This window comes from Peribacillus sp. NJ4 (genome assembly GCF_030348345.1).
GTDB lineage: Bacteria > Bacillota > Bacilli > Bacillales > DSM-1321 > Peribacillus.
On record NZ_JAUCFQ010000001.1, the window covers coordinates 875058 to 900427 of the forward strand.

21 protein-coding genes are annotated in these 25370 nt (G+C 38.9%); 18 read left to right on the forward strand and 3 right to left on the reverse strand.

Annotation, left to right across the window (positions count from 1 at the left end; genetic code table 11):
- Positions 1-45: 45 nt before the first annotated feature.
- The 5 genes from QUF94_RS04435 to QUF94_RS04455 all read left to right on the forward strand — a co-directional run bounded on the left by QUF94_RS04435 (position 46) and on the right by QUF94_RS04455 (position 7478).
- A complete protein-coding gene (locus QUF94_RS04435) occupies positions 46-4377 on the forward strand; it encodes an endonuclease (RefSeq protein WP_289314775.1) in 4332 nt (1443 codons plus the stop codon).
- Between the two features lie 307 nt (positions 4378-4684).
- The gene (sdaAB, locus tag QUF94_RS04440; RefSeq protein WP_289314776.1) at positions 4685-5347 is read left to right on the forward strand and encodes an L-serine ammonia-lyase, iron-sulfur-dependent subunit beta; all 663 of its coding nucleotides are present in this window, start codon (positions 4685-4687) and stop codon (positions 5345-5347) included.
- A 40-nt stretch (positions 5348-5387) separates the two neighbouring features.
- The gene (sdaAA, locus tag QUF94_RS04445) at positions 5388-6263 is read left to right on the forward strand and encodes an L-serine ammonia-lyase, iron-sulfur-dependent, subunit alpha (protein ID WP_289314777.1); all 876 of its coding nucleotides are present in this window, start codon (positions 5388-5390) and stop codon (positions 6261-6263) included.
- Between the two features lie 325 nt (positions 6264-6588).
- Complete coding sequence (locus QUF94_RS04450) at positions 6589-6747, forward strand: YuzK family famiily protein (RefSeq protein WP_289314778.1); 159 nt, start codon at positions 6589-6591, stop codon at positions 6745-6747.
- A gap of 212 nt (positions 6748-6959) precedes the next feature.
- On the forward strand, positions 6960-7478 hold the full coding sequence (locus tag QUF94_RS04455) for a DinB family protein (protein ID WP_289314779.1): 519 nt from the start codon (positions 6960-6962) through the stop codon (positions 7476-7478).
- A gap of 288 nt (positions 7479-7766) precedes the next feature.
- Here QUF94_RS04455 and brnQ read toward each other — a convergent pair whose 3' ends face one another.
- Complete coding sequence (gene brnQ / locus QUF94_RS04460; RefSeq protein WP_289314780.1) at positions 7767-9107, reverse strand: branched-chain amino acid transport system II carrier protein; 1341 nt, start codon at positions 9105-9107, stop codon at positions 7767-7769.
- A gap of 379 nt (positions 9108-9486) precedes the next feature.
- Here brnQ and QUF94_RS04465 point away from each other — a divergent pair, with 379 nt between their 5' ends.
- From QUF94_RS04465 to QUF94_RS04490, 6 genes are all read left to right on the forward strand, one after another.
- Positions 9487-9717, forward strand: coding sequence for a hypothetical protein (locus QUF94_RS04465; RefSeq protein ID WP_289314781.1), 231 nt, complete (start codon positions 9487-9489; stop codon positions 9715-9717).
- A 392-nt stretch (positions 9718-10109) separates the two neighbouring features.
- Positions 10110-10559: an Lrp/AsnC family transcriptional regulator gene (locus QUF94_RS04470; protein ID WP_289314782.1), complete on the forward strand. Its 450-nt coding sequence runs from the start codon at positions 10110-10112 to the stop codon at positions 10557-10559.
- 485 nt (positions 10560-11044) lie between these two features.
- Positions 11045-12661 carry a gamma-glutamyltransferase gene (gene ggt, locus QUF94_RS04475; RefSeq protein ID WP_289314783.1) on the forward strand — a complete coding sequence of 539 codons (1617 nt, stop codon included), beginning with the start codon at positions 11045-11047 and terminating at the stop codon, positions 12659-12661.
- A gap of 303 nt (positions 12662-12964) precedes the next feature.
- Positions 12965-14617, forward strand: a complete 1653-nt coding sequence (locus QUF94_RS04480; RefSeq protein ID WP_289314784.1) for a thiamine pyrophosphate-dependent enzyme — start codon at positions 12965-12967, stop codon at positions 14615-14617.
- 55 nt (positions 14618-14672) lie between these two features.
- The gene (gene nhaC, locus QUF94_RS04485; protein WP_289314785.1) at positions 14673-16091 is read left to right on the forward strand and encodes a Na+/H+ antiporter NhaC; all 1419 of its coding nucleotides are present in this window, start codon (positions 14673-14675) and stop codon (positions 16089-16091) included.
- A 454-nt stretch (positions 16092-16545) separates the two neighbouring features.
- Entirely contained in the window at positions 16546-16905 is a 360-nt protein-coding gene (locus QUF94_RS04490) for a winged helix-turn-helix transcriptional regulator (RefSeq protein ID WP_289314786.1), read from the forward strand.
- Between the two features lie 138 nt (positions 16906-17043).
- On the opposite strand, the gene QUF94_RS04495 is transcribed toward QUF94_RS04490, so the two are convergent.
- Together QUF94_RS04495 and QUF94_RS04500 are read right to left on the reverse strand one after the other, a co-directional pair.
- Positions 17044-17604 (reverse strand): NAD(P)H-dependent oxidoreductase, encoded by a 561-nt coding sequence (locus QUF94_RS04495; RefSeq protein ID WP_289314787.1) that lies wholly within the window; start codon positions 17602-17604, stop codon positions 17044-17046.
- 593 nt (positions 17605-18197) lie between these two features.
- The gene (locus QUF94_RS04500; protein WP_289314788.1) at positions 18198-18560 is read right to left on the reverse strand and encodes a hypothetical protein; all 363 of its coding nucleotides are present in this window, start codon (positions 18558-18560) and stop codon (positions 18198-18200) included.
- A 463-nt stretch (positions 18561-19023) separates the two neighbouring features.
- Between QUF94_RS04500 and QUF94_RS04505 the strand changes: the two genes are divergently transcribed.
- From QUF94_RS04505 to QUF94_RS04535, 7 genes are all read left to right on the forward strand, one after another.
- The gene (locus tag QUF94_RS04505) at positions 19024-19884 is read left to right on the forward strand and encodes a transporter substrate-binding domain-containing protein (protein ID WP_289314789.1); all 861 of its coding nucleotides are present in this window, start codon (positions 19024-19026) and stop codon (positions 19882-19884) included.
- A gap of 261 nt (positions 19885-20145) precedes the next feature.
- A complete protein-coding gene (locus QUF94_RS04510; RefSeq protein WP_483313632.1) occupies positions 20146-20715 on the forward strand; it encodes an MOSC domain-containing protein in 570 nt (189 codons plus the stop codon).
- Between the two features lie 303 nt (positions 20716-21018).
- Positions 21019-21546, forward strand: a complete 528-nt coding sequence (locus QUF94_RS04515) for an RNA polymerase sigma factor (RefSeq protein WP_289314790.1) — start codon at positions 21019-21021, stop codon at positions 21544-21546.
- Entirely contained in the window at positions 21530-22618 is a 1089-nt protein-coding gene (locus QUF94_RS04520; protein WP_289314791.1) for a DUF4030 domain-containing protein, read from the forward strand. Before QUF94_RS04515 ends, QUF94_RS04520 begins: the two co-directional genes overlap by 17 nt.
- A gap of 231 nt (positions 22619-22849) precedes the next feature.
- Positions 22850-23062: a hypothetical protein gene (locus tag QUF94_RS04525; protein WP_289314792.1), complete on the forward strand. Its 213-nt coding sequence runs from the start codon at positions 22850-22852 to the stop codon at positions 23060-23062.
- Positions 23063-23998: 936 nt separating this feature from the next.
- Positions 23999-24562 (forward strand): dihydrofolate reductase family protein, encoded by a 564-nt coding sequence (locus QUF94_RS04530; RefSeq protein ID WP_289314793.1) that lies wholly within the window; start codon positions 23999-24001, stop codon positions 24560-24562.
- 269 nt (positions 24563-24831) lie between these two features.
- Positions 24832-25221, forward strand: coding sequence for a cupredoxin domain-containing protein (locus QUF94_RS04535; RefSeq protein ID WP_289314794.1), 390 nt, complete (start codon positions 24832-24834; stop codon positions 25219-25221).
- Positions 25222-25370 lie beyond the last annotated feature (149 nt).

The following is a 25370-nucleotide window of genomic DNA, read 5'->3' on the forward strand; positions in this document are numbered from 1 at the left end:
GGTATGAATGCTGAACCTACGTAAAAAGTTGGAGGGGTTGAGATTTTGAAGAAGAATGGGATATGCAGGCTTTTCTTTGCCATATTGATCGTGCTATCAACGGTTTTGCCATATGCAGACGCTGCAAATGCGGAAGGGACTATAACGGTAACGGAAGCGATTAATAATAACAGTGGCACGGCAACGGTGAAGGGATATATTGTCGGTACAGCTAAAAGCGGTACAAGCTATCAACAAACATCGCCTTTTACTGAAGGTACGAATATAGGTATTGCGGATAGTCCGGATGAAACGGATGTAAAGAAAATCATACCTGTTCAGCTTCCGGCCGGTAATATCCGTACGGCGTTGAATCTAGTCGAACATCCGGAATTACTCAAAGCACAGGTGACGATTACAGGAAAGCTGGAAAGATATTTTTCAGTGCCAGGTCTGAAATCCGCAACCGATTACACTATCATCACTGATGGAGGAACACCTCCTGAAGAGCCTGATGTGAAGGTTCTGGATTCCATCGCCGAGGCAAGAACGAATACTGAAGATGTAGTGCAGGTCGATGGGGTGGTCACCACAGGGCTAGGTTATTGGGGAGGAAAAGGCTTTTATATCCAAGATGAAACGGCTGGGCTATATGTTTATGGTTCTTCATGGCCTGTGGATGTAAAGCAAGGGGATAAGGTTCGTTTAATCGGACAAGTATCCGCTTATAATAAGGAATTACAAATCCAACCAACCTCCCTTGAAGTGGTTTCTTCCGGGAATGAACTTCCTGAAATCCAAAAAATCGATGCCGCTGGCGTCAATGAAGAAACGCAAGGTGAGCTGGTCACGATTGAAAAAGCGACCATTACTGAATTGGCGGCATCGGGAACATACGGAACATTCGAATTCAAGGCGGCAGATACTGAAGGAAACTCTGTTACCGTTCGCCATGATAACCGGAACGGTTCGAATTATGAAGATTTCCTGAGGAACTTTAAAGCGGGGGATGTCATTTCCGTAACCGGGATAGCATCGCAGTTCAATGACACGTATCAACTGAAGCCACGTGGTCTTGAAGATTATGAACTGGTGAACAAACCAGCTGTTTACCCGGATATTTTCCCTGGTACGGTTAGTGAAAATACAAAAGTAACACTTGAATCGGCCTGGGAAGAAGCAAAAATCCATTATACGCTGGATGGATCCACTCCGACGTCTTCAAGTGCCTTGTACACAGATCCTATCTTCTTAACGGAAGATACTGTCATAAAGGCAATCGCTGTCAATGATAAGACATCGGAAGTTTTCACATTTGCCTATACGGTTATCAAAACCAATGAATTGAAGATCCGTGACATTCAGGGGATGAATCATTTTTCATCATATGAGAATCAACTCGTCTCAGGTGTTGAAGGTGTCGTCACTTATGTAAAGGATGCGAATAACTTTTACATGCAAGATCTGAATCCGGATAAGGACTTAACGACTTCAGAGGGAATACTCGTGTACAACAAAGCGCATGGTCTAAAAGCGGGAGATCATGTCAAAGTGGCAGGTAAAGTCGTGGAGTGGTATATCGAAGGATACGCTGAAATGAAAACGACGGATCTGCCAACAACCGAATTGACGAATACGACTATTGAAAAGCTTGGAACTGTAGCAATGCCAGAACCGATCATCATTGGAAAAGATGTCATTCCGCTGTCTGAGAACATCGATGATGATAGATTGACAGATTTTAATCCGAACGAGGACGGCATTGATTTTTACGAGAGTTTGGAAGGAATGCTCGTGCAAGTATATAACCCGAAAGTGGTCGCTCCTCAAGACTATGGTGAATTGGTCGTGATTCCGGGGAATATGGAAACGACGACTGCAGTTAAAGGTGTCAAAATAACGGAAACGGATTTCAATCCTGAAAGAATAACCCTGGATATGGATGATGAATCTTTTGTAGCGAAAACGGGTGATTCTTTTGAAGGCTCGGTTACGGGTGTCATCAGTTATGGATATAGCAACTATAGGGTATTGACGGATAAAAATCAGCTGCCGGCATTAAAGGATGGCGGTACGGCCCGGGAAGTGACATCCTTGGAGAAGGATTCCGATAAATTATCGATCGCTTCCTATAATATCGAGAATTTCTCCACACAAACCGCTGACTCGAAAGTTGAAACGATCGCAACATCCATCATTACTAATCTTAAACAGCCGGATATAATCGGCGTAACGGAAATGCAAGATAATGATGGGGCAACAGATAGCGGGACAACGGATTCTGCTCAAAGTGCCAAGAAGCTGACCGACAAAATAAAAGCGTTGGGCGGACCGCAATATCAATTCATCGATATCGCTCCAGAAGATAAACTTGATGGCGGGGCACCTGGCGGGAATATCCGTGTAGGCTTTTTATATAATGTGGACCGTGTCAAATTAACTGAGGGGACGAAAGGAACGGCGACGCAATCCGTTGCCTTCAAAGATGGAAAACTCACCTTGAATCCTGGACGAATAGAGCCTACTGATTCTGCCTTTACTTCAAGCAGGAAGCCTTTAGCTGCTCAATTCGAATTTAAAGGGGAAAGTGTAGTGGTGGTGGCCAATCATTTTAACTCCAAGGGCGGCGACCAGCCATTATTCGGCAGGAACCAACCTCCTATCCTTTCAAGTGAGACGCAGAGGCTACAAATTGCCTCCATCGTCAATCGGTTTGTAAGTGATATCAAGTCACAGGATGCCAAGGCGAATATCGTCTTGCTTGGAGACTTTAATGATTTTGAATTTTCGGCTCCGCTTAAAACATTAAAGGGTAAAGATTTAACCAATATGATCGAGAAAGTTCCTTTTGAAAAACGTTATTCTTACACATATCAAGGCAATTCACAAGTACTGGACCATATCCTTGTATCGAATAATATGGCGGCGGCAACAAAAGTCGATATTGTCCATATTAACTCATCCTTCATGAAAGCTCATGGAAGGGCAAGTGATCATGACCCTGTATTGATTCAAACATCTTTATCTGAATCAGGGGGAGTTGAACCCGCTGCTCCAGATAAAACGTATCATTTAACAAACGTTAAAACAAAAAGACTTACGATTGCTTCACCTAGTGTTTTGATCGATCTTGACGAAACATCCAACATCGAGGAAGGGATCTGGTTAAAAGGTTCCTATGCCGTACTCAAAGGCCTTGGGCTGAAGGATGCAACTGTGACGATAAAACCGGCTAAGGAAGGCGCAATCATTGATTTTGGAGGCATGGCGGTGAAGGAAGTCATCATTGATAACGCCAATGTAAAAGAAATCAGGGGTGCTGAAAATGTTCAGAAATGGACTGTAACAGATGGTGTCGACGCGTCTAATATCAAATTTGTCGATTCAAAAGGGGAAGCAATCGCTTCCCCTTTCGACCCTAAAGAAAATCAAGCGCCTGTTGTAACGAAAAAACTGGAGAATCTTGAAGTGAAAGCCGGTTCTAAGGTCACTATCGATTTGAGTGAGCACTTCTCAGATCCGGATGAAGATAATCTGACCTTTTCATCCACTATCGGTACTGTTGCCGGCCCAATATTAACCCTTCCTGCAAATGAAGCTGGAACATACCTTGTTGCAGTTAAGGCTGAGGACCATCTATCGGAAGTGGTTGCCCGCTTCACGTTGACCGTAACGGAGGATAAGCCGCTTGAAGCTTATTACGAAACGGCGACAGGAAAAACAGGCCCGGAATTGAAATCGGTTCTGCACTCGATTATTAAGGGTCATACGAAGTTATCTTATGATCAAGTGTGGAATGCCCTTAAAGAAACGGATGAAGATCCGGCAAACAACCAGAATGTCATCTTGCTTTACTCTGGAAAATCGATTTCGAAGAACGCTAATGGAGGCAATGCAGGACAATGGAACCGTGAGCATGTTTGGGCTAAGTCCCACGGTGATTTTGGAACAAGCATAGGTCCCGGGACCGACCTTCATCACCTCCGTCCGGCTGATGTTACAGTCAATGGTAAACGGGGCCATCTGGATTTCGACGATGGCGGTCAAACATATAGCGGTTGTGAATGTAAGTTTGATTCAGATTCATGGGAACCGCCAGATCATGTTAAAGGTGATATAGCCCGGATGCTCTTTTACATGGCCGTCCGCTATGAAGGAAATGGTGAATTGGATCTGGAACTATCCGATACAGTCAATACGTATCCGAAGCCGCTTCATGGAAAGCTATCGACACTTTTGAAATGGAATGCTCTCGATCCAGTCGATGATTTCGAGAGCCACCGTAATGAGGTCATATATGACTGGCAGAATAACCGCAATCCGTTCATCGATCATCCTGAGTGGGTCTCCGAAATTTGGGGAGCCGCTAAATCCAAAGATGAGAAAAAAGCGAGTTAGAGCGGAGAGATAGAAGGGAAAGCAGCCTGATGGCTGCTTTTTTACCTGTTTAATTGTTGTAAGTGATTTTATTAATTATCTTAAAATACTGAAAAATCAAATACTATCTCTACGATAAATAATAAAAGTTTTTGGTAGGTATGTTATGTAATATATGTTAATATGGGTATGCAATGAAAGGGTTTTCATTGCAGGAATGATAAAAATATCTTAATATAGTAATTATGCCGCTTTTTGATCTTCATTCACCCTTATTTGAGATGAAAGACGGTTAAAAAATATATTGCCAGAAAAGGGGCATTACAAAATGAAATACAGATCTGCATTCGATATAATCGGTCCCGTTATGATTGGACCTTCAAGCTCACATACAGCAGGAGCTGCCAGAATTGGCAGAGTAGCAAGGACGTTATTCGGAAAGCAACCGAAGAAAGCCATTATTTCTTTATATGGTTCTTTTGCAAAAACCTATCGGGGACACGGTACGGATGTTGCTGTCGTAGGCGGGATATTGGATTTCGATACGGATGATGAACGAATCCCTACTTCTTTGACGATAGCGGAAGAAGCGGGTATGGAAGTTTCCTTTACAATCGAGGATACTGTGATGGATCACCCTAATACAGTCAAAATCAGACTGTTTGACGAAGATAAAGAATTAGAGCTTGTTGGAATCTCCATTGGCGGAGGAACGATAGAAATAACGGAGTTGAATACTTTCAAGCTTAAATTGTCGGGTGAAAACCCAGCCATTTTAGTTGTGCACAACGATGTGTTTGGAATAATATCTTCCGTTTCAACAGTATTGGCCAATCATGAAATTAACATTGGACATATGGAAGTTTCACGAAAAGAAAAAGGTCAAATGGCCCTCATGGTGATTGAAGTCGATCAGAAAATCAAGGGCGAAGTCATGAAGGAAATTGAGGGACTGGAAAACGTGTCGCAAGTCATAAGGATGGTTGAGTGAGAATCATTAAAAGTGTTGGTATAGATATGGAGGTAAAAACATGTTCCGAAATGTAGCAGAGTTGGTTGAACTTGCTGAAAGTAAACATGTAAAAATCGCGGAAATCATGATTTTACAAGAAATGGAGTTCTCGGGCTTGTCGAGAGAACAGATCATTGAAAAGATGGACAGGAATCTGACAGTGATGGAACAGGCGGTGGAAAGAGGTCTGAAAGGCGTGCAATCCGTTACAGGCCTAACGGGCGGAGATGCCGTTCTTTTGCAAAATTATATCAAGACGGGCAAGGCACTCGGAGGCAATTTATTATTGGATGCCGTAAGTAAAGCTGTTGCGACGAACGAAGTGAATGCAGCAATGGGAATGATTTGTGCCACTCCTACAGCCGGTTCTGCGGGCGTGGTTCCCGGTACGTTATTTGCCGTGAAAGAAAGACTTAACCCGACCCGAGCAGAGATGATTGATTTTCTTTTCACTTCCGCTGCCTTCGGATTCGTAGTTGCAAACAACGCTTCCATTTCTGGAGCAGCTGGTGGCTGCCAAGCAGAAGTGGGCTCGGCAAGTGGAATGGCGGCAGCTGCAATTGTAGAACTGGCCGGCGGTACACCAAGTCAAGCCGCAGAAGCGATGGCAATCACACTGAAAAATATGCTTGGATTGGTTTGTGATCCAGTGGCAGGTTTGGTTGAAGTTCCTTGTGTGAAACGTAATGCAATGGGTGCATCTAACGCGATAACGGCAGCTGATATGGCACTTGCAGGCATTACGAGCCGCATTCCATGTGATGAAGTCATCGATGCCATGTATAAAATTGGATTGACCATGCCAGTCGCACTTCGTGAAACGGCAGAGGGCGGCCTTGCTGCCACTCCGACTGGGCGTAAATTGGCAAAAGAAATATTCGGTTCTTATAAATAAACATTCATCCCATTGACAACAAGTTTGTTAATGGGATTTTTAATTTGTTTAAAAAAATGACTTCATTCCTATCTACTTGCTCATAGCTTTGAACAAATTAAAAATTTATCTTTACGGTTAAAAATGGAAAATGGAGGAAGAGGGAGGGATATGGCGTTTACGTACATGGAGATAGGAACAGCTGTGGAGAATTCTGAATTATCAGTGAATATGGAGCCGTAGCAACTTTGTCAGTTAGCATTTTCAATGATAAGATGAGTACGAAATTCACTATGGAAAGGATTGATTCTTCATTAATTTTCTCGAATTAACGTACACGTCGGCAATGGAAAAGGCAATGTTTCAGGCTCATGGAATCGGCTATGCACAATATGCTCAAAAACTGGAGCAACGTATAATGGTTGAACAAGAACGGGAACAGGATCATTTACAAAGCAGGCGTATAACAGATGAGATGAGGGCCAATCTTTTTATGGGGAGTTAATATCGGTTTACGATATCAGTTAAAATAAAACGAAATAATCATACACAAACGAAAGGGCAATCTGATGATTGCCCTTTTTGTCCTGCCTTTACCGTCAATAAAACTAAACTTCCCATAAAGCTTGCCATTAATTAACAGGCGATTTTTCATGTAAAAGAAGGAAACGAACAATTTAAATAGAATGTACGTTCAATAAGAGGAGGATGATCTTTTTGGAGAAAAGAGCATTACTGGTATCTGTATTACCGGAATATGAAGAAGAAATTGGGCGGTGGCTATGGTGTTTAGAAGATGTTCGCCGTACGCTTATAACGGAATTAACTGGAATTAGCCAAAATATACTCGATTCGAAAATGGATGAACGGCAAACGATTGGCTCGATGTTATATCACATAGCATTGGTCGAGGCGGATTGGTTATACGAGGAGGTACTTGTTACGGAATGGGATACGGAAATACGCGCTTTATTTCCATTAGGATGCCGTGCGGAAGATGGCTCCCTAACCCACATTGAAGGACAAACATTAGAAGAACATTTCTATCGCCTCAATAAGGTACGTGAAGTATTCCTTTCAAACTTTCGTTCAATGGACCTAACGGATTGGCGTAAACCGAGGGTGCTTGAACAATATGATGTCACGCCTGAGTGGGTCGTTTACCATTTGATTGAACATGAATCGCATCATAGGGGGCAGATTTTTCAATTGCTGAAGAAATTACGGAATGAATAAGAAGTGAAAAGAAATGGGATTGGGATTTTATATCCCTGCTATCTAGCTTAGCCGGAGTTGCCTTTTTGGCAGCTTTTTTCTCGTTGGGAGACAGGCAGCTTAGGTAAATTAGGGGGATTATCCATAATATATTACAGTTTATGGTATATTGGTTAATATCACAACGTAATAAAGCTGCAGTGAAAATAATTCACCTACACAGAGATAATTCGATCTACAGAAGATTAATTCGTCCTAAATGAAAATAAAAAAAGTCCAGGAAATATTCCTGAACCGATTTTATACCATTTAATCTATTTGATGATTAGGACCGAATTTCGACCGTAAGACGCTGCTGGCATACCCAATGAATCCTCCAACAATGGCTGGGATGATCCACCCTAGTCCTGTCTCATACATAGGAAGGATTGCAGTGAAGAAATCATTGATGAATGAAATGTGTATACCCGCTCCATTTAATCCATCCATTAAACTGACGATGAATGTTAAAAATAAGCTGCCTTGATAAACTTCAGGTCTTCCTTTAAATAAAGAATGAAGGAATGTTAAGAAAATCAAAACAATGGCTAATGGATAAATGGCTGTCATTACCGGTACAGAAATGGCAATTAACTGGGTCAATCCAATATTGGCAATGATTGCACTGAATATGGATAAACTTATAGCAATTGTTTTGTAAGGCAGGTTTGGAAATAGTTTATGGAAGTACGTCGAGCAAGATGTAATCAGCCCTACGCTCGTCGTTATACAAGCCACTGTGATCATTAATCCCAATAAAAGCCCGCCATATGCACCGAAGTAATAATCCGAGACTTTCGCTAAGATAATGCCTCCATTATCCAAACGTCCCAGTTCCTCAACACTTGAAGCACCCATGTAAGAGAGAGCTGTATAAATGGTGGCAAGGATAACGGCAGCAATTGCAGTCGCTTTTCCGCAAACGATCATTATTTCTTTTTTTGTTTTAGCACCTTTTTCTTTAATGGCATTAATGATGATGATGCCAAAAACAAAAGATGCAAGAGTATCCATGGTTAAATACCCTTCTCTAAACCCATTGAAAAATGGTTGAACCATATAGTGTTCGGCAGGTGCTTGAAAATCTCCAATTGGATTAACAAAAGCGACTACGACCAGGATTCCAATGAATGTCAACTTGATGGGTGTTAATATTTTCCCCACAATTTCGACAATTTTCGCAGGATTGAGCGAAAGAAGGCACGAAATCGTAAAAAAGATGATGGTGAAAATAAGTAAAGGCAGTGGCCCTGAGTCTTCAGGCAAAAAAGGTTTTACACCGATCTCAAAAGAAACGTTTCCGGTTCTAGGCATTGCGAATAATGGACCAATCGCTAAATAAAGAACGGTTGTGAATACAATTCCAAACACGGGATGGACGCGGCTTGCTAATGATTGTAAATCATCTTTTCCCGAAAAACCGAGTGCCAGTACACCAAGTAACGGTAATCCTACACCTGTGACTAAAAACCCTGCATTAGCTGACCAGATGTTCGTTCCTGCAGATTGACCAAGCATTGGCGGGAAAATTAAATTCCCTGCCCCAAAGAATAGGGCAAATAACATTAACCCAATCACTACTATAAATGAAAATGGTACCTTGTTAGACAAAATAAACCCTCCACGAATAAACCAAAATTTACTATTTTAGAAAATTATTAAATTTTCTAAAAATTATATACAAACTAATATTAAGAACGTATCGTATTATAACTAAATTAAATTGATATTTCAATATATTTTTGTTTTTTTATTAATTACTCTGGATGATCAGTGATCCGCCCTTGTCTTATTTTGAACATCTAAAGGTAACTCATACCATTAATAAAATTCATTTTGATGAAATTCAAAGGAAAAGGTGTTCTAACATTAAAGAAATTCTTGGCTCATTGTTTTTATCCGTATGGTTCATAGGGGCAGGGGCGTGTAGTAAGAAAATTGTCAAAGGAAACGATGATGTTACAGAGGAAAAATTAAGGGGTGTTTTATAATGGGAGTATTTTTTGAAAAAATGTTGGGAGTGTTTTTTGAAAAAAGGAAACAAGGCAAAAAAGATGTTTTACTAATGGTTTGCTTATTCGGGCTTTCCATATTGAACATTGTTGAGTATTTCTCGGATATGGACTTATCATGGTTATCTACCATTGTATTGATTGCATTCATTGTTCTTGCGGTACTCATATATATGGAACGAAAAAGGAACAGGGAAAGCGATGAATGAATTCCAGGTCTCGTTGAGCTAACTGTAGGCGTGAAGGCAGGCTTTTTTTAATATTGTACTTAGCCACACCGGCAAATGGTTCGTTAACAGTTTTCAATGAAAACTTTAAATATTTCATAGTATACTTAACTTATGTAGGCCAAACACCCTTCCAAAGATCCGACTTTTTGGAAATTTTTGTTATGTTCATCTGAACCTTTGAACTACGTTATTTTTTTCTTTTAAAAGTGGATAAAGCCAACCTGAAGTATTGTGTTGGTTTACAGTCCATGTTAGAAAGTCTATTATTAGATTAAGGCCTAGTGAAAGTTAGATTCTTTTCAATTTTTTTAAGTTACAGTATACGATGATTTTAGAAAAGAATCCTGATAACGATGTAGGATGTGAAACAGATGAAGATTACCGATATAGATAAAAAAATATTAGAGATATTAACGATAAATAGCCGAACGTCTTATGCGGATATGGGTAAGGAATTAAACATATCACGAAATGTTGTCCGTGACCGTGTTCAGCAGCTAGTAGAAAAAGGCGTAATTGAAAAATTCAGTGTTGTTATCAACTCTGAAGCTGTTGGCCAAAAGGTATCAGCTTTTTTTGAAGTGGATTGTGAACCTGCATACTTAGTGAAAGTAGCAGAAAAGTTGGCTAAGAACCCAAGTGTTGCAAGCTGTTACCAAATGACAGGTCCCAGCACATTACATATGCACGTTTTAGTTGAAGACTTTCCTTCATTAGAGTCATTCATTAATAACGAATTATATGGGATAGAAGGCATTTCCCGAGTTGAAAGTAATATCTTGCTTCGGCGTTTCAAAAGCAGGTCTGGGTTAAAGTTATAATGAACGCTTCATAATTGTAAAAAGTATACGCTCAATGCAGCCTGAATTCCCGATTCATAGGGACTCAGGCAATTTTTTTGATTTCGTTATTTCCTCTTCAGCAAAACCTTCATTCTTCTGTAATCAAACCTCTATGAACTTTTTCCCTTCTCCATTGTTTGTTGTTTTACCATTTGTAATTAACCAGTACGAGCTACTTTTGCCAACTAACATTGCAATTAAACAGGATGGCATTTATACTCATCCCCTCCTTAAGATATAGATCTACTGCCCTTTTCTTAAACGATATAGAATGTCTTATCCTTCATTTTATTAAAGATTTATAATATTCAGAATAAACTTTACTTTCGGCGATAAAACATGCTATTGTTATTTTATTAAGCCGCTTTTATTAACAAACGCAAAGAAAAGACTATTATTTCAAGCGTTTGATTATTTTTACCCCGATTAATAAGCCCATATTGAATTAAAGGAGAGCTAGTAGTATGACTTTACAGCTTGACCCTAATTATTCACCTTATCCATCACAGCGAAATGTAGTTTATGCAAAAAATGGAATGGTCGCCACCTCTCAACCCTTAGCTGCACAGGCAGGGCTAGATATTCTAAAAAAAGGAGGAAATGCGATTGATGCTGCCATTGCAACTGCTGCTTGTCTTACAGTAGTAGAGCCCACCTCAAATGGAATTGGCGGAGATGCATTTGCACTCGTTTGGACAAAAGGAAAAATGCATGGTTTAAATTCAAGTGGCCCGGCCCCCATGAACATATCGATCGAGAAGGTAAAGGAAGCCGGATACGAAAGCATGCCAAAGTATGGCTGGTTACCAGTCACTGTACCAGGTGCCCCTGCTGCTTGGGTTGAATTATCAAAACGTTTCGGGCGTTTGTCACTTTTGGAAACCATGAAACCCGCGATTGAATATGCAACAAATGGCTTTCCCATTTCCCCTACACTTGGCCGCTTTTGGCAGAAAGCATATGAACAATACAAACAAGACTGTACAAGTGAAGAATTTGAATCTTGGTTCGATACATTTGCTCCTAAGGAAAGAGCACCTGAAGTAGGGGAAATATGGTCTTCTCTCGACCATGCCCTCACATTGGAAGATATTGCAAGGACAGAAGGGGAAAGCTTTTACAGAGGGGCAATTGCAGAAAAGATCGCAGCAGCTTCTGCGAGTTACGGAGGCTATCTAACTAAAGGTGATTTAGCTAGGTACAAGCCGGATTGGGTTGATCCTATTAAGGTAAATTACCGGGGCTATGATGTATGGGAAATCCCTCCAAACGGACAGGGGATAATAGCTCTAATGACTTTAAATATACTGCAAGGATTTGATTTTCCAACCAAAGATTCAACAGATACATACCACAAACAAATTGAAGCCATGAAACTTGCGTATTCTTGCGGTAAACAATACATTACAGACCCTAAGCATATGGGAGTAACTGCAGAGGAGCTATTGAGTACTTCATATGGGCAACAACGCCAGGCCCTAATCGGAAGTCAAGCATGTACTCCAGCTCCAGGCAACCCGCCGCGTGGTGGAACAGTATACCTCGCGACAGCAGATGGAGAGGGCAATATGGTTTCATTTATCCAAAGTAATTATATGGGCTTCGGTTCGGGGATTGTAGTGCCTGGAACAGGAATCGCCTTACAAAATCGCGGCTATGATTTTAGTCTTGATCCCACTCATTACAATTGTCTCAAGAGCGGTAAGAAAACATACCATACCATCATTCCTGGATTTTTAACAAAAGATAATCAACCTGTTGGACCGTTTGGTGTAATGGGTGGATATATGCAGCCGCAAGGACATGTACAAGTCATCATGAATACGATAGATTTTCATTTGCATCCACAAGCTGCCCTGGATGCACCAAGGTGGCAGTGGCAAAATGATAAAACAGTAGAGGTGGAAAAATCATTCCCATCACACATTGCAGAAGAATTAGTGCGAAAAGGGCATGACATTAAAGTGGCGGTGGACTCCGGTTCATTTGGCCGCGGTCAAATTATATGGCGAAATCCTGAAAGCGGCGTGCTGATGGGGGGGACTGAATCAAGAACGGATGGTGCAATTGCCAGTTGGTAGTGATTGTAAGTAAAAATAATCTAGAGTCTCTATTTCGATTAGAGGCTCTACAGATTACGTATAGCAGGACCTCCAGAGGAACTTTATGCGGATGTAAAAATTGAAGGATGAACTTCATTACCCCACTGGTTACAGCAGCTTATTTTGTACGGTTCCCATGGTCTGAGTTCAATTAATTGAATATTCAGAAATCAAAACTGTGTAGATGTCCGTTTTTAAGAGGGAAGTTGGAATGTTGTCCATAAATATAAGTTAGTAAAAAAGATGAAATGAAAGCGCTTAATATAGAAGGAGGAAGATGAAATGACTAGATTATCAGGAGGAGAGGCCGTCGTCCAAGCGCTGGTGCGGGAAGGGGTAAAAAAAGCTTTCTGTGTTCCAGGGGAAAGCTATTTGGGGGTATTGAATGCTCTTTATGAGCATTCCTCCATCCAGCTTATCACCGGACGTCATGAGGGAGGGGTTTCCTTTATGGCGGATGGCTATGCGAAGGCATCCGGTGAAGTGGGTGTGTGTATGGCTACAAGAGGACCAGGGGCTTCCAATCTGTCCATTGGCCTTCATGCAGCAATGCAAGATTCTACACCTTTAGTCGCTCTCATTGGTCAGGTGGAACGCCCATTTAAAGGAAGGGAGGCTTTCCAGGAGGTTGATTTCGCTGCTTACTTTAGTCATTTATGTAAATGGACGGTAGAGATTGATCTAGTTGAACGGATCCCGGAACTATTGCATCGGGCTTTTCATATCGCACGGTCAGGTCGGCCCGGTCCAGTTGTCGTGTCGTTACCACATGATATGTTAGAAGATTTCGCTACATTTATAGAACATAAACCTTATGAAACCGCACCGTTGATTCCACATGAAGAATCGCTGGATGAAGCGTTAATGGAAATTTCCAAATCAAGAAAACCGATACTCATTGTCGGCGGCGGAATAACCCAGTCAAAGGCGACTAAGCAGTTAATTCAGTTTGCCGAGGCTTTGGGGCTTCCAGTTGTCACTTCTTATCGGCGCATGGATGCTTTTCCGAATAACCATCCTTGCTATGCAGGTGGGTTAGGGTTTGGCACTCCTTCTAACCTGCTTGACTACATCCGAAATGCTGATTTAGTAATAGCTGTTGGTACACGTTTTTCTCAAGTGACGACACAAGATTATAGTCTTTTAGCCGACAATCCACGTCTCATTCATGTTGATATCTCATCAGATGAACTCGGAAAAGTATATACCCCAACCCTGCCGATTTTAGCCGATGCAAAACAATTCTTATTAAAAGCGGTAGAGAAAGTGACGGAAATAAAAAATGCAGAAAGGGAGGAACTGCTTAATGAACTGCATTCTAATTATCTAGAGTTTTCAACTACAAAAGCAGATTATTCTACGGATTATGTTGATTTGGATGGCATGATGCATGACCTAATACAATTGCTTCCAAAGGATACCGTGATTACAAGTGATTCCGGCAATTTCTTTGGGTGGATTTCGCGCTATTACCGTTTTGTCCAAGAAAATACGTATATAGGGACAACTTCAGGATCAATGGGATATGGTTTGCCTGCTGCGATCGGGGCGAAATTAGCTCATCCTCGAAAAACGGTTATTTCCATTTCTGGCGATGGCGGTTATACGATGACAATGCAAGAGCTTGAGACCGCTGTGAGGGAGAATATACCGGTAGTCACCATCGTAGCGAACAACAATATGTATGGAACGATTCGCATGCACCAAGAGAAGCAATTCCCGGATCGCGTGGTTGCAACGAGTTTATCCAATCCTGATTTTGCTAAAATGGCCATGCTCGTCGGAGCTCACGGGGAACAAGTGGCAAAGAATGAAGACTTCATCCCTGCGCTTGAAAGAGCCTTGTCAAGCGGCCGTCCTGCCGTGATTGAAGTACTTACGAATCCTAAAATTCTGTCCGCCGGTCAAAGAAAAGTAAGTGGTTTAAAACTATAAGAACGTGCTGCGGTTTTTAGGTTTTTTATTTTTATAGTTAAAAGGGGGAAAAACGTTGAGGGAATTATCCGTGATGAAGGCCACTACATTATTGCTTGTTTCAATTGCAGTTATTTTTGGGGGGTTATTGGTTGTTAAAGCCCCTTCAACCATGGTGCTTGGCGCTGCAGGAATAACGGTTATCATTTTATCCCTGCTTTGGGGGATTAAATGGGAGGACATCGAAAAGGATATTTACGACACCCTAGGAAAGATGTTGCTTCCCATTTTAATTCTACTTGCTGTAGGGGTCTTGATTGGTGCCTGGATGTTATCCGGAACGATCCCTGTCATTATTTATTATGGTTTGTTATTGTTGAAGCCTTCAATATTTTTACTCGTAGTCACCATCGCCTGTACGTTAATGTCATTAATGACGGGAACTTCCTGGGGGACGATTGGAACAGTTGGTGTTGCGTGCATGGGTGTTGCGATCGGACTTGGGATTCCCCCTCACTATGCAGCCGGAGCAATTGTGACAGGAGCCTTCTTTGGTGATAAGCTGTCACCTCTTTCTGAAACAACGATTATGGCGGCTGCTTTTACAGACGTAAATCTTGTTGAACACATTAAACATTTGTTGTACACGACTATACCAGGTTTTGTCATTTCTCTGATTCTTTATGCAATCTTAGGTTTTCAGTTAAACGGAAAAGCTAACAACAACGAAGAAATCAATCTAATTTTATCTACATTAGAGACTCACTTTTACTTGAATCCGATTCTTTTGTTGCCTCCTATTGTCGTGTTGTACTTAATTTATAAGCAGAAACCTACGCTACCTGTCTTTGGAATTGGAATTTTACTAGGTTGTGTGTTAGCGATGGTCTTTCAAGGAAGCAATTTGCTAGAAGTAGCTAATACTATGAACGATGGTTTTACGGCTAAAACAAATATAAAAGTGGTTGATGAAATGTTACAGCAAGGCGGACTATCCAGTATGTATAGTACACTCGGGATATTATTTGCAGCAGCTATCTTCGGTTCACCTATGAGAACTGCCGGTGTGATTCAGGTGATCCTTGATAAAATCACGGAATTGGCCAAAACCGGAAAAGCGATGATGACTTCTTGCCTAACGCTGCACAGCCTCTTTTTTATCATAACAGGCAGTTTTTATGTATCGTTTTCAGTATTAGGGCCAATGCTGGCACCATTATATGATAAATATAATCTGCACCGGAAAAATTTAGGGAGAACACTTGAAGATACTGGATCAGCTTTTTCCCCGGCAGTACCATGGGGGATAACAGGTGCTTTCGTCGCAAGCACGCTGAATGTTTCAACAGGTCAATTTATCCTCTATGCACCAGTTATTTATCTAGGAGTTGTGTTTGCCCTCATTTACATTTTTACAGGGTACGGCATTGCCAAAGCCGATCCAGATCAAATCAACAAAGAAGTGAAAAGCGGAAAGGTGGAAGCTACCCTGTAATTGATGAAGTATATTGGTTATCGAAAGCCGGAAGGTTCATGAAATTATGGAGAGAAAATAATAAAAGGTGTAATGGGAAAGTACCTACAAATAGGTGGAATCCATAGTTTGGAAAATAATCTTTTAAAACAATGATTATCCAATTAAATAGTATTAGAGCGTGTTTTGATCAATCTTTTTTCAAAAACAGGCTCTTTTTTTTTAGCCTTTGGTTCGAATATTATATTCCAAGGGGTGGGAATGAGGGAAGACAGCTGTGAAAGCCCTTGGCTTACAGGTGCTTAATTGCGGCAGCCTTTTTATATAACGTCCCGTCCTAACGTACAGGAAAAGGATTTTTTTGATGAGATTTGCTAAGCGTACAAGTCTTACATCCTTTCAATAAGATTGATAATGATATATTGTAAAGTATACACACTTATATCATATACTTATCTAAAGGAGAGTGTAAATTGTGCGTGAAACCTGTGTTCCGACTGGCGTGAAACCAAATGACACTGGCTTTGGATATACGTTGTCCTTAATAGGGGGCAAATATAAAATGATCATTTTGTATTGGCTGTCTGAAAATAAGGTTATGCGACATAATCAGCTGAAGCGAAGTATCGGTACCATTTCCTTTAAAACGCTAAGTGTCATGTTAAAAGAGCTGGAGGCAGACGGCCTCATCGTACGCAAGGAATTTCCCCAAATACCTCCAAAAGTTGAATATTCATTATCTGAACGTGGTCTTTCTCTCATTCCATTGTTAAATATGATGTGCGAGTGGGGAGAGAAAAACAGTTTGCCAGGTCAGGAGGCTGTACAGCCTTAGGCCTAGCTAATTTGTTTGGAAAACGTCCTCGTTGGTTTCAGAAATCCGCTCCCGATTTTGTCGACAAACCGAAAGAAGTATTTCTTTAAAAAGGAAATACTTCTTTTTTTATGGGTTTAATAAACCACCCTAAACCTATTACAGGTTGTCAACAAAATCCAAATAATCCTGAGCGCTTTTTTCCAATTGGATTGAACCTAGCCCATTTTCTTCTTCTTCGTTTCCACCCGGCTCATTTTCTTTACCATAAAACGCAAAGGGCGAACGATAATCTGCATTGCAATACCGGAATGTCGTTTCAAATGGAACTAATATTTGTTCAAGTGTATAGCGATATCTTCCGTTTTCACTATAATCTTCTTTTATGATTCCTGCAGATACAGCTAAAGCAACTTTACGATTCTTTAATTTATCGCCTCCATTTGAACCATAAGCCCATCCATAAACTAAAACATCGTCAAACCATTTTTTAAGGAGAGGCGGACAATTAAACCAATATACAGGGAACTGCAAAACAAGATCACCATGTGATTCAACCAATTTTTGTTCTTTATCCACGTCTATGTTTCCATCAGGGTAAACCTTAGACAATTCGTGAACCGTATACTTTTCTGGATGTTTTTTGAGTTCTTCTACCCATCGCTTATTAATGGCGGAAGTTTCTATGCTTGGGTGTGTCACGATAACAAGAGTTTTCAAAGATTTTTCCTCCTTAAGATTATTTATCTTGAGTATAAAGTGCACACCATAAATATGTAAGTATGCACTTTTAGTACAGGTACTTACAAAAAGGTGAGTGTTAAATCAGTCCTTAATTATGCGTGAACAACTATACGCCACGATATAGTGTTGCCCCAGGTAAGGAAATTTTGGATTGTTGTTTGGGGGATTTTTAGTGGAGGGTATTATATTTTTTGTTTTTTTGATTTTTTGATTGTTGGGTTATTCATTCTCTATATAGTTATTGAAACAGCAGTAAGAAAAGGAATTAACAATTCAATTATTGGTTCAATTTCATGAAAAAAAGTATGGAGTTAAAGAAGATAAAAAGTCTTTTATTGATGATGATTTAGATAATGATAAATAAACCGGGTTATTAAAATAGGTGGAGGTTGCTGCGGCAACCTTTTCTAGTGGGAAGGGAAATTCCATATGAAACTGTGGCTAGTTCATTAACAATCTCTTTTTTTAAAACAAATTCAACAAGACAACAATGAGCCTTACAGGCGCTTTCTTGTAACAAGGAACAGTGCTTTTATTCTTTTCTGGTCCAGATTGCGGCATAGGGACAATTATTCAGAGTCTTTCCCAGGGCGACGAAATTCGGCGTAGTAAACCTTTCGCTTTTCTGGTTCGGATTCAATATTTTCGATGAAAGCTGTTTTGGCTTCCTCCAGTAACAAGTCCTTTAATTTCCGAAACTTTATTGGTCCCACTCCTGGCAACTTATCAGGTATATGTACTTCGAAATCCCCCTGCCGTTTATAAAAGCGAATGCTACCATGCCCGGTTCTTTCGACTTCCCCCAAGGTATAAGCAAAATCAAATCGTTGCTGAATGAATGAAGATAACTCAGGCAGTCCTAAACCTTCATAGAGGGGAGGGAATTCATGATAAACTGGAGGTTCTTTGAATGAAATTGAAGAGATCTTCAAATCGATACTCCTCCTTTAGTGGAATAAAGGCGACGTTGCCTATAAGAGTTATTAAAGTCAAAATTAAAAGCACCTATTCAATCCTTTCATTAAATATTATTGTGCCATGGGCCAATTTTTTAAACATCTTGGTTAAAGGTGAAAGAAGTTTGCAGTATGTAAGAAAGCCAAATAAATCCGATATAAGGATCCAAATTGGAAACGGTTAGAGTAAGGGCACATATATTAATTGATTATTTTGTTCGTTAACTAACAGCTGCTTTAATTCAATAAGAATTTTAATTGGGACTACACATTATAGATATGTCTAATATGTGTAGTTCTTTTAATATCAACTGTTAAGCTAATTTAAGTTAAATATAAAAAAGTGTTCGTTTTTTGAAGGTGATTCATTTATTTTGTTGTATTTTTAATAATTGGTAGATTAATTCTAAAAATAGACAAAAATTGGAGGAAAAATCACATGGTTAACAATTGGAAAAAAACACTGATGGCTGGAGTGATTAGCTTATCCTTGCTAGGTACAGGGTACGTCGGTCACGACCTAATCTCCTCGCAAAACGTATCGGCTGAACCTGCATCGGAAAATGCACCAGGGCATTTGAAAAATGTTGAGGCTTCCCAGCTTGATGAGATAATCGAACGAGGATACATTCGGGTAGGAATGACCGGGGACTACAAACCATTTACCTATTTGAACCCAGAAACAAATGAGTATGAGGGCTTTGACGCGGACGCTGCCAAAGAACTTGGCAAAGACCTTGGGGTGGAGGTGGAATTTGTCGCTACCACATGGCCTAAGATGATGAAAGACCTGCAAGCGGACAAATTTGATATCGCTGTGGGCGGTGTGACTCGCAACACAGCCAGACAAAAAAGCGCTTATGTATCCCAAGGTTACCTTTCATTCGGTAAGGTGCCTTTGATTCGCAAGGAAGATAAAGATAAGTATCTTACCATTGAAGATATCAACAAGCCTTCTGTGCGCATCGGCGTAAATCCAGGCGGAACGAACGAAGAATTTGTCCGTCAGTATCTAAGCAATGCTAACGTAACTGTTGTAGAAAACAATCTTGATATCCCTCATCTTGTTTCAGAAGGTACGTATGATGTTATGATCACAGACACAGTAGAAGCAATGCTATATGCAAAAGCTGATCCCAGATTGTATGCAGCTCAAACTGACAAGCCTTTCACAAACAGTGAAAAAGGTTATATGATTCCAAGAGGTGATTTCATTTATGCAAGCTACTTGGAAATGTGGATGGATGAAATGAAGCTCCAAGGAAAATTTGACGCACTCTACAAAAAGTGGATGGAATAGAATTTAGCGATGCTCCCAATAATTCTACCCTTAATACTGCCGTGTCAGGGAAGCACTTTTTCGAAAACCACCAATTGGTCCCTTTTTCTTAATTGGCGATTATTATTATGGTTTGGGGTACGAATTAGGTAAGACCTTCCGTGCTACAAGGGAATGATTCCATCTTTAACAAAGGGTCTTGAGATTCATTTAGGGCAGCTTTTTCTTTATGCAACTATCGGCCAGGATAATTGAAAAAATATAAGTATTTGGGGGAGTTGAATGAAAATGAATGACGAAAAAATTGGCGCGGATAGTGGAGTGGTAATAGCTGTAAGTAAAAGTGATAAACACACGTTCAGTAAGGAAAATTGCAATAGTATAAAACTGTTGAAAGGTTTGGGCGTTGAAGGAGATGCCCATTTAGGTAAAACGGTTAAGCATCGTTCACGTGTAGCGAAAAACCCAAATCAACCTAACCTGCGACAGGTTCATCTAATCCACTCAGAATTATTAGATGAATTGAAAGATAGATTTAATGTGACAGCTGGACAAATGGGTGAAAATATTACCACAAAAGGTATCGATCTGCTTGAATTACCGAGGGATTCGTTACTATATATTGGAGAAACAGCAGTTATTAAAGTAACAGGCTTGCGAAATCCATGTGTCCAAATTGATCAATTTAAATCAGGACTTATGAACGCTGTTTTAGATCGGGATCAACATGGGAACTTGATACGTAAAGCAGGAATAATGAGCATAGTTATGGAAAGTGGTGAGGTTCACCCGGGAGACCAGATTAGAATTCAATTACCACCTTTACCTCATACACCTCTTGAAAGGGTATAATATTTTCAATAGAACGGTTTTTATTTTCAGTAAAAAAATTTAAACTAGCTGGTTGCTGAGGCAGCCTTTTTCTTATGGAACTATCAGGATAGTTCCATAAGGAATACTTATATTAGCTCTAACGAGAGCTGAGAGTATGAGTTTTACCTTATTTCTAATACAACTGATATAGACGTTATATCTATAAAAGAACGTAAAAATCTCTAATCTAAATTTTTAGAGGTTTTTTTTATGCATAAACACAACTTTTATTTAGCTAATACGTCTAAGTATTGAACATTCAAGAAAAGGAGGGTTGGTAACTTGTCGGAGTACAGAAAAGAAGAAATTGCAGATTGGTATGACCAACATAGTAAATCCATTTTAAGTTTTATTTTATTGATGGTTAAGGATTATCAACAAGCAGAGGATTTGACTCATGATACCTTTGTAAAAGCGTATTTATATCATAATTCATTTAATCAGCATTCCAGTGAAAAAACATGGCTATTCAGTATCGCTCACAATTTAACGGTTGATTTTATAAGAAAACGGAAACCCAGTAAGTTTTTTAAAGAAGTATTTCTTTTGCAAAAGGACAATAACTCATTGCCTGAAGAAATGATTCGAATAAAAGAGGAATCATCTGAACTATATAAAGCGTTAGGGGAAATTAAAGATACATATCAAAAGGTTATCGTTTTAAGAAAAATCAAGGGTTTTTCTATTGAGGATACGGCAAAGATATTGAGTTGGTCTGAGAGTAAAGTCAAATCGACTCTTTTTAGAGCGATTCCAGCATTGAAAAAACAATTAATAAAGGAGGGGTATTTGGATGAAAAGGCAATATGAAGATACCGATTTTGATAGTTCCTTAAAGAAATTAAATTCTGATCTAATGTGGAAAACAAAACAAAAACAAGAACTCAAAAACCGAATCTTAACTGATATTGAAAAATTGGATTCCCAAGAGAAAAATAAAAACCCTATCCTATCCACTCGTATCAAAAAAGTAAGTTTGATTAGGAAGTTAGCATACTCTAGTATCGCGTCGATCATATTATTTGGTTTATTTATAAGTTCTGCATTTGTTTCACCTGTAATGGCAGAAGTAGTCTCAAAGATTCCTTTTTTAAGCTCAATTATTAATACAAAATCGATTGGTCCTATTATTGATGAAGAATTAAGCGAGAGGGGCTACAAAGTTAGAGGTCCTAGTATTAACTATCCCAATAAAATGATAACTATATCTGTTGATGGTTCTAATCAATATTATAAAAGTGTTAAAGGTGAAATTGAAGGTATTGTGAAGGATGTATTACAATCAAACAATTATGATGCTTATAAAGTTAAAATAGAAAAAAACGTGGATGTTCCTTATAGCGAAGAAGAAAAGAAACACATTGAAGAGCTAGAAAAACAGCATAAGAAGGACATGGTACTTTGGAAGCCTCTTGATAAAGTGTTAGAAAAGTATCACATCTTACAATATGGTGTGAATCCCAATAAGACAATAGAATTAGCCATACCGGACACCGAGACAAATACAGATGAAATTAAAAAAGAAGTTAGTAAAATAGCACAGACCATAACGAACGAACAATACACAGTTAAAATTAATAAAATAGACATGGATAAAAGAGATCAAGACAAAAGATGGATGACGATTCTAGATTATATTACTGATGAATTAATCGGTAAAAAGGAGTATAAAGTTACGTTGACTGGATATTCAATTAACCCAAAACCCAGAATTAGTATACAGACTTCTTTAAATAGCTCGGATCCTAATTCAAAGAAACATGGTAATAATATCGAAAAGGTCCTTAAAGAATATCTGAATTCTAAAGAAATGCAACCATTGGTTAAAAATGATACATACAAAATTAATGTATACAGCAAGGATAAAAAGAAGATAAATTAAATAAAAAGGCCCCAAATTGGTGGCCTTTTTAATGTACGATTCTAACCTTATCATACAGTAGAATTAAAGTGAAAAAATACCCTTAATGAACTAACAGGGCAGGTTAGTTGAACAAGCTTTGAAGATCCAGCTGAATACTTATGGAAAAAGAAGTTTTTGACAGTTGTGTGAACTGGTAGGATTAGCGACTAGAAATAAAGAATACCTATTTATCAAAAGGGGGCATTTTTAATGGAAAAAGAAAACTTACTAGCTGTAAAATGTTCGTGCTGCAAAAAGGAATTGGGCGCAATAGACTTGGTCATCATCAATGAATCACTTCAGCTGACGCATATTCAATGCCCTGATAAAGGAGAAAAAGCAATTATTGATGTAGGATATTTTAATGCTATATCCCGAAAATACCTGACCTGTACTCGTGAAGAAGCCCCTATAAGTTTATAGTGGAAGTAAGTCCATGGCTTTAAGAACCTTCTATAACTAACAGGTGCGTTAGCTGAAAATGAAGGCTATCTTTAAGGGAGTTTTTTCTTTTTACTATAATTACCTTTTTAAATCTAGCACGAAATTGTCCAGGGTTTATTTGCATTCTAATGGGGCACGATATTAGTAATTTTATCAATTTTAATGTTTTATCATGATGAATTAGAGGTTATATATCCGAAATAATAAAATTAAAGTATACCAATTAATCTGTTTCTTTCACATTTGGTTGTCTGGCTCCTGCAAGACACAGTGTATTCTTTAGGGTACAATAGTCATATGATAGCAGGATCTTATTCCTTTAGGACAAAACTCCATATTAGTTAAATCCCAAATTTAATAAATCGGAGGTATGAATGTTGAAGGACAAATTAAAAAAATTAATAAATGATCCAAAAGTACAAAAAGCAGTAAAAGAAAAGGTAATTCCTTTGGTGAAAAAAGAAATTGAAAAAAGAAAAACAAATAAAACATAATCCTTTTGAAGGACCTAGGCTGCACCGAATGGTTTCGAAGTGATAAACTACGAACACGGGATGTTTCCGATATTAGAAAGATACCATTTAAAGCCAATTTAAATATATACACTTAACTAACGAGTGTGTTAGTTCATTTAGAAGGCCACCAAATTGGTGGTCTTTTGAATGTGAGTGTCCATTCAAATTAGAAAAGAAAGTACCCTTATGCAACTAATGAGTCAGGAAAGTTCAAGAGTGCATATGCCATATTCTGAATAACTAATTGTGGAAATATTGGCAATTTGAGATAATTGTTATTAAGGGAAGACAGTTTAATAACATCAGTAGCTTTATTCAGAAATAAATGCTGTAAATAATGAAAATATAAAAAAACTTGGCGGGAGAAACTATATCTAATTGATTAAAGGGAGGAAGAATAATGTCCAATAACATAAGACCAAGAAGAATAATTTTAGATTTAGCAATTACTTTAGATGGTTTTATTGAAGGGGAAAATGGGGAAGTTGATTGGTGCATCATGGACCCTGAGATGGGGTTTATTAATTTCTTAAATCAAATTGATACTATTTTATATGGAAGAAAAAGCTACGATTTATGGGGACAATTTACTCCGGAAATTGAAGATACAGATAAAGAAATGTGGGAAATAGTTCATAGTAAAGAAAAATATGTGTTTTCCAGAACGCAAAAAGGGACTGATAATAAAGCGATATTCATAAATGATAATATTCTTGAAGAAGTAAATAAATTAAAGAATAAGCCTGGTAAAGACATCTGGTTATATGGTGGAGCAAGTCTTATTACAACTTTTATCAATTTAGGGCTTGTTGATGAGTTTAGATTATCCGTTCACCCTGTTATTTTGGGAGAAGGAAAACCGTTGTTTATTGATATAAAACAGAGGTTGAATTTAAAAGTGGTTAATACAAGAACATTCTCCTCTGGCGTTGTGCAACTAATCTATCATTTGAATGGGGATTAATAATATTGCACATTCTAAAGATAAAATACCTCGATAGTAATAGTCACTTATTCAGCAAACGGTCCAGATAATGGAATTAGACTTGGATATTTATTTTAATATATAAGATTGTAATAATGTACTTAAAGTAACGGGCAGTTTAGTTGCATAAGAATAGATTCTAGAAGATCGTCATTAGAGTCGATCTTTTTTTATTTTTGCAACCAAATTAATAGTAATAATATTTTATGAATTAGAAAAAAATAGTGTTAGGGAAGGAGGGATTGCGAATGTCTGTGAAAAAGTGGGTAACAGGATTGGTCGTTGTGCTTGCAATGGTTGTAGTTGTGACAACAGTAGGTTCACTCGGCGTATTTGCCGAATCCGGTGTTGTAACTCAGCCTATGGAGACGGGAAAATCGATTGAGGTCGAGATGAAAGATGATTTCTTTAATCCGAAAGTCATCACTATTCCGAATGGAACAGCCACAACGTTGATATTGAAAAACAAAGGTACAAAAGAGCACACCTTCACAGTGGAAAAGCTCGGAATTGACGCCGAGGTCCAGCCAGGTACAGAAAAAAACATTACCGTGAATCCGAAACAGCCCGGTACATATGAACTGATATGCCGGTACCATTTCCAGGAAGGAATGGTTGGAGAAGTAATTGTCAAATAAGAAGCAGGGCCTATAAGGCCTTGTTTTTTTTATAGGCAAAGGAAATTACTTTTTACCCAGACATCCTCATAACAGCTAACTTTCCTCCACAGATGTTCTCTCCTTTGTATTACCGGTTAAGTTTTAGAGAGATTTTTTATTAAGTTTTT